The 13,251-nt window shown below is 65.7% G+C and carries 10 protein-coding genes; 1 reads left to right on the top strand and 9 read right to left on the bottom strand.

The window, feature by feature from the left end; translation table 11 throughout:
• Window positions 1–416 precede the first annotated feature (416 nt).
• Entirely contained in the window at window positions 417–2,081 is a 1,665-nt protein-coding gene (locus ACFQLX_RS14800) for a hypothetical protein (protein WP_386415120.1), read from the top strand.
• Between the two features lie 32 nt (window positions 2,082–2,113).
• Here ACFQLX_RS14800 and ACFQLX_RS14795 read toward each other — a convergent pair whose 3' ends face one another.
• The 9 genes from ACFQLX_RS14795 to ACFQLX_RS14755 form a co-directional block, all read right to left on the bottom strand.
• Entirely contained in the window at window positions 2,114–2,341 is a 228-nt protein-coding gene (locus tag ACFQLX_RS14795) for a cupin domain-containing protein (RefSeq protein WP_386415301.1), read from the bottom strand.
• A gap of 257 nt (window positions 2,342–2,598) precedes the next feature.
• Window positions 2,599–3,225 (bottom strand): hypothetical protein, encoded by a 627-nt coding sequence (locus ACFQLX_RS14790; protein ID WP_386415117.1) that lies wholly within the window; start codon window positions 3,223–3,225, stop codon window positions 2,599–2,601.
• A gap of 46 nt (window positions 3,226–3,271) precedes the next feature.
• Window positions 3,272–4,543 carry a glycosyltransferase family 4 protein gene (locus tag ACFQLX_RS14785; RefSeq protein WP_386415116.1) on the bottom strand — a complete coding sequence of 424 codons (1,272 nt, stop codon included), beginning with the start codon at window positions 4,541–4,543 and terminating at the stop codon, window positions 3,272–3,274.
• A gap of 73 nt (window positions 4,544–4,616) precedes the next feature.
• Complete coding sequence (locus ACFQLX_RS14780; protein WP_386415113.1) at window positions 4,617–5,936, bottom strand: UDP-glucose dehydrogenase family protein; 1,320 nt, start codon at window positions 5,934–5,936, stop codon at window positions 4,617–4,619.
• Window positions 5,937–6,122: 186 nt separating this feature from the next.
• Window positions 6,123–7,403 carry an MFS transporter gene (locus tag ACFQLX_RS14775; protein WP_386415111.1) on the bottom strand — a complete coding sequence of 427 codons (1,281 nt, stop codon included), beginning with the start codon at window positions 7,401–7,403 and terminating at the stop codon, window positions 6,123–6,125.
• 318 nt (window positions 7,404–7,721) lie between these two features.
• Window positions 7,722–9,560, bottom strand: coding sequence for an asparagine synthase (glutamine-hydrolyzing) (gene asnB / locus ACFQLX_RS14770; RefSeq protein ID WP_386415110.1), 1,839 nt, complete (start codon window positions 9,558–9,560; stop codon window positions 7,722–7,724).
• 106 nt (window positions 9,561–9,666) lie between these two features.
• Entirely contained in the window at window positions 9,667–11,511 is a 1,845-nt protein-coding gene (locus tag ACFQLX_RS14765; protein ID WP_386415108.1) for an NAD-dependent epimerase/dehydratase family protein, read from the bottom strand.
• Between the two features lie 56 nt (window positions 11,512–11,567).
• Window positions 11,568–12,347, bottom strand: coding sequence for a phytanoyl-CoA dioxygenase family protein (locus tag ACFQLX_RS14760; protein ID WP_386415106.1), 780 nt, complete (start codon window positions 12,345–12,347; stop codon window positions 11,568–11,570).
• Between the two features lie 503 nt (window positions 12,348–12,850).
• A partial coding sequence (locus ACFQLX_RS14755) for a transposase (protein WP_386415105.1) occupies window positions 12,851–13,251 on the bottom strand: 401 nt, incomplete at its 5' end.

Raw genomic sequence — 13,251 nt, 5'->3', positions numbered from 1 at the left:
CACAACGCCGGCTCCGCCGTCAACTCCGAAGGACTTCCGGATGCGACCACGGTGGGGAGGAAGGGGCCGGGCGAGCCCCATGGGCCTCCAGGGGCTGGGGGCGTAGATCCTCAACAGGGCCGATTACGGCGCGAGATGGCTCAGAGTGTTGATATGGTCACTCTTGGCATTCGTTGACAACGAATGTGGCCCCACCTATCCGCCGAGGCGGAGTGGGGCCACGTGATCGCGAACCTGAACAAGTACGCGACCGGTTGACCGGCCCTTTCGCAGAGGGCGGTCGGATGCCGACCAACATCCCCATCGAAAGTGGCCGACATGACAAAGAATACCCGCCCCGCTCCCCTGAGTTACCTCTCTCCCGCATCTGCATGAGCTGCGCTGCGGCGGAGGCCGCGCCCTCGCAGGTAGGAGGGGTGCTCGTACGCAAGCAGCGGGTCAAAGTTCCGCTGCGGCTGGTGGTGTCGGCGCACTACACCGATGCCGCGTTGCCCGTGTACGTGAAGGTGGCGGCGCTCGCGGCGCGTCCGGAAGGGTGCGAGGCGCGGGTGGAGACGATCGCCTCGTACGTGAACGTGTCGAAATCCACGGCGGAGCGCGGGCTGAGTCAGCTGACACAGCCAGATCCGGACGGCGTCGTTGAGTTGATGTCGCGGCGGCGGACGCTGACGGGCGGGCGCGGCCAGTCGGCGCTGCGCCGCCCCCGGCCGCTCGGCGTGCGGGAGGCGTACGTGTGGCTGCCGGTGGCGGCTGCGGAGGACCTCACGCCCCGGCAGTTGCGGGTGTACGCCATGATCGCCTATGCGCAGGTGCAGAAGATCCCCCTCACGGAAGGGGAGTTGGCGTCCGGACTGCGCCACCACTACGGCAAGCGGGCCGGTCAGCCGCTGTCGGTGACGGCGGCGTCGGATGTGGTGGACGAGTTGGAGGCGATGGGCTGGATCACCGTGGATCGGCGCAGTGGGATGCGGGGTCGTAACTGGTACGTGGCCCACGACCTCCCGCCGGAGGAGCGGGAGGTCCCGCAGGAGGCCGTTCCGGATCCCCCCGAAGTTGCCACCCGGGAGGGCGAATTGGGGGCGTCGGCGGCCAGGGTCAGCTCCCAAGTTGGTGACGGATCGGGTTCCCAAGTTGGTGACGGATCCCTCGCGTATAAGGAAAGACCTAAGATTGACTCACCAGATGACGGGCCGCCGCTGTTGTCACCCGCCGTAGGCGAAGCAAAGTTGGGTAAGCTCGCGGCGGTTGCAGAAAACGTCGCGAGCGAGCTTGCGGACGCGGCGCCTCCGGAGGATCTCGCGCTGCGCGCGGGTGGATCGCCCCAGCCCCCACCCACGAAGCCGGACAGCCGCGACCGGCGCAGCCCGGACCGGAGCCCGCCCCCGAGCCCGACCGGCAGCAGAAGCGGCAGCAGGACCGGCAACGGGGCCCCGCCCCGCCCGTCCTACGGCGGCCCCGCGCTGACGATGAGCGCGCTGATCTACGCCGTCCTGGAGCCCGTCCACTACCTGTTGAAGCAGGTCAACCCCTTCATGGCCCGCAGAATCGCCCGCGAAGTCGGCCGCCAGCTACGCGAGGACACCACCCCCGAGCGGCTGCACCACCGCCTCACCTTCCGGTACGCCCAGGTGATGAACTCCGACATCCGCGATCCGGCACGCTGGCTCCTGGGCGTGGCACTCCCCCGCTGGGGCTGCGGCCTGACGGACTGCGAAGCCGGAATCCTCTGGACCAGCGGCGCGACCTGCGAAATCTGCGCGGAAATCGTCCAGGACAAGGCACGCGCCCGACAACGCGAGGAACGCCGCGCCCAGGGCCTATGCCCCGAACACGGCACCCGCCCCAACCCATCGGGACGCTGCAGGGACTGCGAACTGGACCAGCTCCTCGCCGGTCGGGCACCCCTCCCGACCTCGGCCACCCCATGGTCGAACGCGCCCCCAGGCCCCCCACGCGGCACCTGCCACGACTGCGGCGCCCGAATCATGGTCACCGGCCCGGCGGTTGAGGACGGCCTCTGCAAACCCTGCCGCGAAGAACGCGCGGAAACCGGACCCCCCTCTCCGACGTGTACGGCATGATCGAGTAGCGCCCTCGTGGGTGCGCCCTACCCCTAATGAGCCCAGGGCGGCGTGATGGTGCTGCCGTCGGCCATCGTGGCGCTGAGCTCGGCACGTGTGGTGACCCACATGTGCGCGGGCTGGTCGGTGGTGTTGGCGACCGCCAGCTCGGAGGCCGCCGGAGCTACCGCCGCGTCACCGGCGCCGAGTTCTGCGCTCTCACCGCCGATGGTGAGCTGGAGGCGACCGGACAGAACGTAGAACGTTTCCTCGTGGCTGATCGTGTGGGTCAGGCCGACCGTTATCTAGCACTGTCAAGTATTTCTACAGGTCAACGTGTTGAAGGGGCGTAAGGCAAGTTAGGCATGTACGAGTGGGTTCCGCACTGCCGATAACTATGGAGGCATCGATCGTCTATGCGAGGGCGGTGGTTCACGCCGGTCCCGCAGGCCAGGCCCACGCCGACACCGTCGGCGTGGGCACCTCGCACTCCCTACCCCGGTCACGCATCCAGTCTTGGAACTCCGCGATCAGCCGCTCATGCAGGGAACCAGTCCACCATGGCTCGATATTCCGGGGCAGGGCAGCCATCGCCCGCGAACCAGACACAGGGGTCGCCTCGCTCCTCCCAGGCCAAGTGCAGTTCGCCGAGCGAGTTCACCAAATCGGTCGCGAGCGCGGCGGCCTCGAACAGGTCTTGGTCCGGGGATTGTGAGCTGGCCCCGACAATCTGACCGCGGACCCGCGCGGAGTGGCCGTAGCGGAAGGCGCCGTCACCGCACAAGTGCGGGTCGACCAGCACCGCCTCACCGTAGTTGCGGCCCAGTCGGCGGTGTCCAGCCGCCTTGGCGGCTGCGTTGGCCAGGAAGTCGGATCCGTTGTCGCCCACGGTGACTACGCCCAGCACTGCTTCCGCGCTGGGCTTCCACAGCCCGGCAGTCGGGTCCAGCAGGACAAAGGCCATGCAGGGGCGCGGATAGACCTCGCGTGGAGCCCGCTCTGCAGCCACGGTGTGGTTGCGCCAGATGCTGGCCGCCCGACGCAGGCCGAGCCGCACCAGCAGTTCGTCGAGCTGATCGCCTCCGAGCAGGTACCCATACGGGTTGTGCCGGTGCGCGGCGCGTACCACCAGGCCCTCGGGCGAGATAACTTCGTGGAATCCCATTGCGGTGTGCTCTCCGTGATCCCGAGCGGGGCCGCTCACCTCTAGGTCAGACATGGACGCGCTGGGCGGCGTGCGAGAAGTGGCTCCAGGCACTGAGTGTGTCACGCTCGAAGTGCTCCTCTGAGATCTCCGCCGAGATCGCTCCCTGCAGTCCCTTGCCCAGCACTTCCATGCTGGCCGGCTCGAGGTACAGTCGCTCGATCGCGTCAGCCAGGTCCCCGGTGCCGGGCTCAAACCTGTATGAGTCAGGGAAGAAGCGGCGGGCCTCCACCTTCGGTGAGTTGGTTATCAGCGTGCAAACCCCGGCAAGCGCGGCCTCCAAGGGGGTGATGCCCAGTGTCTCGTACCGGGAGGGGCAGACGAAGACGCCGTTGGACCGGACCTGGTCGAACAGGGCCCATAGTTGAGGCTTGCTCAGTTTGCCGATCGCGAGGAAACTGTCGGAGTACTCAGCTGGCAGCCGGCCCCGCAACCGTTGGCGCAGTTCCTCATCCTCGGGACCACCGCCGACCGTCAGGATACGCAGCGGTACTCCGCGCCTTCGGGCTTCGACGGACGCGTCGACCAGTAGATCGACATTCTTGAAGTAATCGAGCCGGGCGACCGCCGTGAACACCAGCAGCTCGGCATCCTCGACGAACTCCCGGAGACGCCCATCCCGGAGAGACTCCGAGGACTTGGGCACCACGATCGGTGGTCGCACTGCGCGGATCCGCCGTTCATCGACCCCTCGGCTTACAAGGTGATCCCGCTGAAGATTCGAGTGCTGCATCACGAACATGCGATCGTTCGACCGCATTCGACTCAGGCCCAGCTCCTGATGCTTAAGCAGGTGCAGTGCCTTGGTTGGGTCGCCGAAGGCTCGCCCGGTGGCATCTGCCGAGAACGTTCCGACGAAGTCCTGCACGAATGGCCCGTGATGGGTGACGCAGCACGCGAACTCATCAGGGTGGAAGCCCAGCAGGGCATCGGTCTGGTAGTAGAGCATGGCCCCGCCGTCCATGCCATGCTCGGCCAAGAGCAGGGTGGCGGCCTCGCCGATGGCGTGGCTCACCGCACCCGCGAGCATGTCGAAGTTGAACCGGAGGATCGCGCAGCTGACGCCGGACCTGCGGACGAACTTGAGCCGGGGCTCGGTCAGTCCTTCGTCACGCTGGTAGAGAATGATTCCACTCGAGAGACCTGCCTGCTGAAGGCAGCGCAGCACGGAGCGAGTGAAAGAGGTCGCGCCGACCTTCGCGGCGGCCAACTCGTTGTCCGGGAAGTAACGTTCGTTGACGACGATGATTCCGGCTAGTCGCGGATCAGGCTGGGGCATGTCACACTCCTCATGATCTAGTAGGGCGGCCGTTTGCGGGTACGGCGAGTGCACGCAGGGAGAGCGCCGGAGATCAGGGTCGGCCCAGGGCTCGGTAGTTCCAGCCGGCGGCCCGCCATGCGATCGGACTGAGGGCATTGCGGCCGTCGACGACGTTGCGGTCCGCGACCACCGAGCCGAACTCCTCGGGGTCGAGTTCTACGAAGTCCGACCACTCAGTGAGCAGCAACGTGACGTGTGCTTCCTGGGCTGCCTCGGTCGGCGAACCGGCATAGCCCAAAGTGGGGTAAGCCTTGCGAGCGTTGTCCAGCGCGACCGGGTCGTAGACGGAGACCAGGCCGCCCTCCTCCTGAATAGCGTTGGCGATAGCGAGCGCGGGGGAGTCACGGATGTCGTCAGAGTCGGGCTTGAAGGCTGCGCCCAGGACGGCCACAGCGCGGCCTGCTAGTGATCCCCCCACGAGTTCGCGGGCCAACTCCACGGCGCGGGACCGGCGGCGAATGTTGATCTCATCGACCTCGCGCAGGAAGGATAGCGCCCGGCCAGCCCCCAACTCCTCGGCGCGGGCAGTGAAGGCACGGATGTCCTTCGGCAGGCAGCCACCTCCGAAACCGATTCCAGCGTTCAGGAAGCGCCCGCCGATTCGGCCGTCGTAGGACAGTGCCTCGGCTAGCGCCACCACGTCACCCTGTGCGGCCTCGCATACCTCAGCCATCGCATTGATATACGAAATCTTCGTGGCCAGAAAGGAGTTGGCCGCGGCCTTGACCAGCTCGGCAGTGGCGAAGTCGGTCACCACGGTCGGGATATCGCCGAGCGGTGCGTAGATCGCGCGGAGCGTCCGCTCGGCGCTCTCGGTGCGTACCCCGAGAACGATGCGGTCCGGGCTGAGCGTGTCCTTCACCGCGAAGCCCTCGCGCAGGAACTCTGGGTTCCACGCCAGGTTGATGGCATCTCCAGCTGGTGCGCGCTCGATGAGTCGGCGGTTGAGCCGTTCGGCCGTGCCAACCGGCACGGTGGACTTGCCGACCACCAAGCACGCGCGGGTGAGGTGCGGGGCCAAGGCGTCTATGGCCGCGTCCAACTGTGAGGTGTCGGCGGCGGAGCTGTCCGTGCGCTGCGGCGTGCCCAAGCAGAGAAAGTGCACGTCCCCAAACTCAGCAGCCTCCTGGAAGGAAGTGGTGAAGCGTAGCCGTCCCGATACCACCCCGCGGCGCAGTAGTTCGTCCAAGCCATTCTCGTGGATTGGCAGTTCACCGTGGTTGAGTTGGCGGATTTTATCGGCGTCGATGTCCAGGCCGAGGACCTCGTGGCCAACCTCGGCCATGCACGCAGCATGCGTAATGCCGAGGTATCCGGTTCCGATGACAGTTATTCGATTTCGCGTGTGCATAGCAATGGACCTTCACGGGTGGGGTTGGATTTCCTGATTCCTAGCCAACCGTCAGGGGCAGTCGTGTTCGGCTGATTGCTGAAGGTTGGATCAGGGCAGCACGGAGCTCGGCCGCGCCCGGTGTTGACCGGGTAGGCTTGCGGGCATTGATCTGCTGCTGTGGTTATCGGCTGGGTAGCCGGTAGATCACTCGGCTGGGTAGGCGGGGGCCATCTGGGCTTTCAGTCCGGGGCCAGATGCAGCGGTCGGCCGGCTCGGCTCGGCGACCCGCCGGAGGTTGCGGATGGGAGGGCTGCTGAGCAGGGCGACGGCACAGAACAGAGCGGCGCCGGTTGCGACCAGCAGAAGGGTGTGCGTTTCGAACAGGGCGCTGGCTGGGCCGGAGAGTGTCTGGCCGAGCGGAACGGCGAGGATGGAGCCCGCGACCTGGTAGGCGGCGAGCCGGTTGAGCAGTTCATGCGGGATCTGGGTCTGCACCGTGGTGGCCCACTGGACGCCCCAGAAGGCCCAGCCAACCCCGCTCATGGCGTACCCGAGCATCAGCAGGGGCAGGGCCGGGACCAGCGCGGCCGCCAGTGGCATCAGGGGGAACAGCAACATCGCGATACCGCCGTGGAACAAGGGGCGGGCCGGGCGGATCCGGATGGCGATGAGACCGCCGACGATGCAGCCGGCGCCGAACGCACCCTCGGCGTAGCCGAAGGCGGCCTTGCCGTGCGCCTCGATGATGGAGACTGCGCCGAGCGGCGTTATTGGACCCCACACAAACACGCCTAGTACCCACCAGATCAGGATGACTCCCCACATCCAGGGCCGGGACCAGAACTCGTGCCAACCGGTGCGCAGGTTGTTGAGCGTGGACTCGGTTCGGTCCACCTCGAACCGGGCAAGACGCAGCGCCAGCAGGCAGATGCCGCTGATCGCGAAGGTGACGGCATCGATCCCGAACACCCAGGCCGGTGAGGTCGCGGCAACCAGCACGCCGGCCACCGCCGGGCCGGCCATGGTGGCGAACCCCTCGCTCACCCGGAGCACTCCGTTTGCGTGCTGGGTGTCTGTAGCGACCTGCGGCACCAGGCTGGAGGTGCCCGGCTGGAACATCGCGGTCGCGATGCCGCCGACCAGCGCTCCGAAGATCATCACCCACATCGGCGGATGCCCGAGCCAGAGATAGACAGCGAGCCCGGTCTGCACTACGAACCGAGTGACGTCCGCGGCGATCATCAGCGGCAGCGGGTGGAACCGGTCGGCGAACACCCCGCCGAACACCACGAAGAGCGCAAACGCCCCCATCCAGGCACCAAGTGTGAAACCGACACCGCTCACCCCATAGCCGAGCGAGAGCATCGCAACCGCGATTGCGACAGGGAGCATCGTGTCACCCACTTGGGACACGACACGGGCTGTGAAGTAGAGGCCGAAGTTCCGCGTCCACAGGCGGGACGTCACGTCAGCGGGCAGTTGCATCAAGGGTCCTCGGTGGGAACGGGGGTTCGCATAACACGGTGCGGCAGAGCTGCACCACTCGGTCCCGGCAGCTGCTGCGGTAGAAGCTGCCGGCGTACTTCTGAACGCGGCCAGCGAGGTACGGTGATCCGTCTCCACGTTGACAGCGTCACGTGCATGTCACAGGACCAGGGCCGCCCGATCTCTCAGTTGCGGAACAGCTCGCCGGTCAAGGTCGCTTCGGGCATCGCTGCACGACGGCGTCACTCATCCTGGGCAGCCCGAGGAAGACTTGCTCGCAGAACTACGTTGCCCTGGAGAGTAAGCGTCGCGTCCGGCTCAAAGGGCGATTCGCACGTCGTAACTGCGCAGCCAGCTGTCCAGCTGCAAGGCTGTCTCCAGCGCCGCCCGACTGATGTCCTGCTCGATGGCGGCGCTTCCACCGGTCGCCACGGCTTCCTTCAGCTCGGGCGAGATCAGCGACGCACTCGGGCTCTCGGGGTTCCGCACTACCTTGGCCAGCCTCTCGCGGAGCATCCGGTCGTAGGCACCGGCCCGCAGGTTGGGGTAGGGCGTCTTGATACGCATGGCCACTTGTTCCGGGAGCAGGTCCCGCATCGCCGCGCGCAGCAGGCTCTTTTCCCGGCCATCGAAACTCTTCATCGACCAGGGGATGTTGAAGGCGTAGTCGATCAGTCGGTGGTCGGCGAACGGAATCCTGATCCGAAGTCCGCTGGTCATCCCCAGCCGGTCCAGTCGGTCGAACAGGACGAGAGAGTGCCGGGTCTGGGCAAGGTAGCTGACCTCGCGGTAGCGCGCCTCGGTCTCGTCAGCGATCTGCTGCCTGGCTCCAATCTCGGCCACTGCTGCGCTGTGCGAGTCACGCTCGTAGCTCGTCAGGTCCAGCTTAGCGAGCAGGCCGGAATCGAACACAGCATCGTTGCCGACGTAGCGGGGCCGGCCCTGTGCCACCCAAGGGAAGGTGTCGGAGAAGACCCACTCGGGCAGCCGCTGCCAGTTGTAGCCCCCGAACACGTCGTCACCGCACTCGCCGGAGAGAGCCACAGTGGCGTGCTGCCGTGCAGTGCCGAACAGCATGTGCAGCGAGGCGTACTGGTCACCCTTGTTGAGCGGGAGGTCATAGGCAGCCAGCACGGAGGCCCGCAGCGCCGGGTCAAGTAGGTCGAGGTCGTTGAGCGACAGTTCACTCAGCTCTGAGCCGACATGATCGGCCATCAGGCGGGCGTAGATATGGTCCTCGTTACCGAGCCCGTTGCCCTTCTGCGGGTCGTGGTCGTTGACTGCGAAGGAACGGATCGGTCCCAGGCCGTCTCGACGGGCCACCTGCGCCGCCAGCGCTGTGAGGGAGCTGGAATCCAGCCCCCCCGAAAGCAGGGAGCACGGGGAGACATCCGCGACCATGTGACGGGCGACCACCGACTCCAGCAGCTCGCGGATAGTGGCGATGGTCCGATCAAGCGAGTCGGTGTGTTCCCGGACCTGAATTCCCCAGTAGCGACGCTCCGTTATACCTGAGCGGGTGACCCGCACGGTGTAGCCCGGGATCACTTCTCGCATACCGCGGAAGATCGCATGCCCTGGGACCCGGGCGACTGAGAGGATGTCGCGCAGGCCATCGGCGTCCAGCACCGCGGGGAAGTCCGGATGGGCCAGGATGGCCTTCGGCTCTGAGCCGAACAGCAGGCCATTTGGTGTCTGCGCGTAAAAGAGCGGTTTCACGCCCATCCGGTCGCGAACCAGCAACAGTTCGCCCAGACGCTCGTCCCAGACCGCGAACCCGAAAACGCCGTCGAGGCGGTCAACCAGGTGCTCGCCCCACTCCAGGTAGGCATGGAGCACCACCTCGGCTTCATGCTCTGTTCGGAAGGTGTGACCGAACGAATGCAACTGCGTCCGGAGTTCCGCAGCGTTGTAGAGCTCTCCGCTGAAAGTGACCACCGCATGGCGGCCAGAGCCGTCCTGAAAGGCAGTAGGACCGCCCACACCGTCGAGGCCGCCGGTGGACATCGTCCGCTGCCCGAGCGCGGCGTGCTGCGAGAGCCAAGTGCCTCCGCCTGCCGGCCCACGTCGCCTCATGGACTCCGTCATAGCCTCCGCAACATCCGGGCTCTTCGCCACGTCGCGCGAAAAATCTACCAACCCAGATATACCGGACATTCTGTGCTCCTTCAAAGATTCCATGATGAGTGGCGGCACGCACGCCGCCGGTGGAGGGGGCTCGGGCCCAACCGCACTGCGGACCAGAATGGTTGGCGGCAGTCGACTACCGGATCTCGTCGCCGCCATGGACGTCGCACGCGTACCACTGGGCCAGGTCACGCATGCCCTCGAAGACCGATGCAGAGGCCGTCCATCCCAGCTCAGCAGAGATCAGCCCCGTTGCCATGCTCCACTGCTCGATCAGCTCCGTCGTGCAGGTCTCCCATGGCGTGCGGCGGGATGCCTCAGCGACCACGTCGGCCAACTCCTCCTCTGTGTAGGTCGCGGAGGCCACGTTGAACACTGGCTGCGAAGGCGACGCGGCGAGGACCGCGCCGAGCGCGTCCGCCAAATCCCGGTAGTCCAGCACCTGGTGGACCCGCTCCGGCGCAAGCGACAGCGGGCGGCGAGTCCAGGCCTGGTGCACCCATCGCGCTGCAGCGGTGTCCCGGGCAGTATGCGGCCCGACCGGCTCGGCCAACCGCAGTACCTGGACAGCGATCCCGCTACGCTCGCTCCACTCCCGGCAGCGCTGCTCCTCCTGCCACCAGGCCAGGGCGTCCGGAGCAAATGGCGGGCCCGTCAGCACGGCCTCAGTGACCGGCCCCTCAGCACTGCCCTGATACACCACCGCCGAACCGGCATAGACCAAGCGTTGGACACCCGCCCGCTCCGCTGCGTACAGCACTTCGTCCAGCAGGCCAGCTGTCGTGGGGTTACCCAAATGCACGACGTACTTGATGTCGTGCAGGTCCTGGACTGCCAACGGCTTCGAGACGTGGTGGGCCTGGTACTTCAGGTCACCCAGCATGCGGGCCAACTGCTCGCCGAAGCGGCCCTCTCCCCCGGTAACGAGGACCCCCGGCCCCTCAGCGACACTGATCCCGGCCGGCAAGCCGCCGGAGCAGCCGACCTTCCGCCCCACCTCGAGTGCGCCCAGCGCTAGGTCCCGGATCGGGTAGGCCAGCGCCAGCAGTTCGTCGGCGGGGTAGTCCTCGCAGAGGCCACCGGGGCCGAGCGTCTGCATTGCGGCAGCCGCAGTCTCTGGATCCGCTGCAGGCGCATCGGCGGTGACTACTCCGATGGTGTATGCGGTTACCCAAACCGCCCGGCGTACCTGCTCAGAGAGGGCCGGAGTGGGCACGGCCGCCAGCTCATTCAGGCAGTGTTTCAGTAGCCCTTTGCGGTTCAGGTAACGCTCGGTCTCCACATACTCCCAACCCGTCCCTCCCCGAACGGCACACCGGGCCAGGCCGTACTGGTAGAACGGTACGACCGGGAACTGAACGCTGTCGTCCCTGGGCGACTCCGCTACCCGCTCTGTGAACAGCGTCGCCTGACGGAGCCCGTGGTACGCGTTGCCCGCCAGACTCGGCATGTCCATGTGCTGTACCACGCTAGGAGTGCAGAATCGGACCGGGATACTACGTGCGTTCAGGTATCGCTGCATCACCACGTCATAGGGCCAGCCTGGCTCGTCCTGAGCCTGGAAGGCGGCGTATCCCCGGGCCAGCTCGGCCGGCAGTAGCAACGCGTAACAGGGCACATGCTCCTGGAGTGCGTAAGCCCAAGTGGAGCCGGTCAGCGCCGCCAACCGGGCCACCCCGCCGTTGCGGGTCTCCCAGCCTGCGTAGAAAGCGACCGCCTCGTCGCCCGCCACCGCCGCGACCTGCTCGACGTAGTCAAAGAAGCCCTCGGCGAGCTGCACGTCGTCCTGGAGCACCAGGTGGTGCGTGGCATCGGGATCCACGCATTCCCAGGACAAGGGTGCCACCCGCAGTGCAGTCGGCCGCCCCTCGGGCTCCGGGTCCGCGACCACCTTGATCCGGCCCTGGACATCAGCGTCCGCGAGGAGCTGGGCCTCCTTCAGGCGGCGAGGGTGCGTCATCACCGCACCACTCAGCTTCACTTGACGATTCTGAGAGTCCATGAACACCTCATAAGTTGATGAAGGAGGATTGTGGATCAGTTGTCGGAGTCGACTGCCCCGGCGTTTCGCACCGTTCGGATGTTGTTCGTGAGTCCCACGTCGTAGCCCAGCTCCCGTTCCAACCGGAGCATGTCGGTCGAGCGGAAGTTAAGGACGTAGGCCCGGCGGACCCCGCCCGTGGTGTTGCCTCGCGAGTAGTGAAGAGTGGAACCTGCGTGCGCGACGCCCTCGCCTGCCTGGAGCGGCACGGCAGTCGCCCCTGGCTCGTCTTCAGAGCAGCTGCACTGGATGTTCTTGCCGTCGCTGGTTGGGTAATGCGGACGCAGCGGCTGCTCGTGCGAGCCTTGGATGTACCACATGCAACCGTTGTCGATCACAGCCTCATCCAGGGCCACCCAGATGGAGACTGCCCGCTTGTCGGGCAGGTCGAGCCAGTAGGCTGCGTCCTGGTGCCACGGGGTAGGAACGCCGCTACGCGCGGGCTTGTGGATCATCATATCGAAATCGAAAACAGCGTCGCCACCTATCAACTCCTTCGCCATCGCAAGAGCACGGGAGTGTAGTGGCATGTCCAGCAGTGGTGGATACAGAGCGGTGGGCCACATGATTTGGGTGATGTTCTCCTCCACGCCCTGACGCGGAACGTGCGAACCAAGATCGGAGCGCTTGTCGCCGCTCTCGATCTCCCCGCTGAGGAAACGGTCGTAAAGTTCGCGATAGGTCTCTACCTCGGCCGTGGACAGCAAGGAGCCAGTGACGACGAACCCGTCCTGTGCGAACACCTGCGCTCGCGTGAGCTCAGTGCCTATCGTCATGCAATTTCCTTCACTTTAATTTACCGATCGCGGGGAGATGAGAAGAATCCGCTCGGGGTCGACAGAATTGAAAATACCCTAAGAATGCATACAGGGGCACGCTTGAGACCATTGCGGCAAACTAATTGGTCCACTAGTTGCCATACGGAAATTTCGGCACGCTCGAATACGCAATCTGCCAGCGCGAAAGCAAGGTGGGTTTGGACCCACCTTGCACGCCAAACAACTGCCGCGAGCCCATCCGGCGACCGCGGCAGCAATCTATGCATACAGTTTGAATGAAGATGCTCAAAAATGCTCATGCGTACCGTGCATCAAGCATGTTCGCTCAAGATCATCACACTGGGTGATGCTAGCTGCCTGGTGAGTGCACAAGTCAACTATCCAATGAGTGATATAATTCATAGTTTGATCTTCAGGGGGGGTGGTTTGCCGCCAGTGAGCCTTTTCCAACCTCCTGCGCCAGCGGGGCAGATGGCCCGACGTGCGGTTGAGAGGATGTCTCACGTGGTGAGCTTCGTGAGTCTCTTGTAGCAGGTGAGGGCTGCGGTAAGGCCGAGGAAGGCGAGGAAGTGGTTGCCTTTTCGTTCGTACCGGACGGTGAGGCGGCGGTAGCCGAAGAGCCAGGCGATCGACCGCTCGATCTTCCAGCGGTGCTGGCCGAGGCGCTCGCCGGACTCGATGCCGGGCCGGGTGATCCGCGCGACGAGGTTTCGGCTGCAGAGCCGGCGCGGGTGTTCTGCGGAGTAGTACGCCTTGTCCGCGCGGATCTTCACCGGCCGTCTCCGGCGGGGTCCGCGCCGGGAGCGGACGGCGGGTATCCCGAGGATCAGCGGCTTGAACGCCTGACTGTCGTGCAGGTTCGCACCCGACACCGCCACGGCCAGCGGCAGGCCCTGGGCCT

The organism is Streptomyces polyrhachis (genome assembly GCF_042663125.1).
Classification (GTDB): domain Bacteria; phylum Actinomycetota; class Actinomycetes; order Streptomycetales; family Streptomycetaceae; genus Streptomyces; species Streptomyces polyrhachii.
Note: the sequence above shows the minus strand (reverse complement) of the source record. Positions and strands in the feature narration are given on the sequence as shown.

What these genes read in the sequence shown, in the direction of transcription:
- ACFQLX_RS14790 (WP_386415117.1), bottom strand. Translation starts at nt 3,225, where the DNA reads ATGGGATTCCACGAAGTTATCTCGCCCGAGGGCCTGGTGGTACGCGCC.
- ACFQLX_RS14785 (WP_386415116.1), bottom strand. Translation starts at nt 4,543, where the DNA reads ATGCCCCAGCCTGATCCGCGACTAGCCGGAATCATCGTCGTCAACGAA.
- ACFQLX_RS14780 (WP_386415113.1), bottom strand. Translation starts at nt 5,936, where the DNA reads ATGCACACGCGAAATCGAATAACTGTCATCGGAACCGGATACCTCGGC.
- ACFQLX_RS14775 (WP_386415111.1), bottom strand. Translation starts at nt 7,403, where the DNA reads ATGCAACTGCCCGCTGACGTGACGTCCCGCCTGTGGACGCGGAACTTC.
- asnB (WP_386415110.1), bottom strand. Translation starts at nt 9,560, where the DNA reads ATGTCCGGTATATCTGGGTTGGTAGATTTTTCGCGCGACGTGGCGAAG.
- ACFQLX_RS14760 (WP_386415106.1), bottom strand. Translation starts at nt 12,347, where the DNA reads ATGACGATAGGCACTGAGCTCACGCGAGCGCAGGTGTTCGCACAGGAC.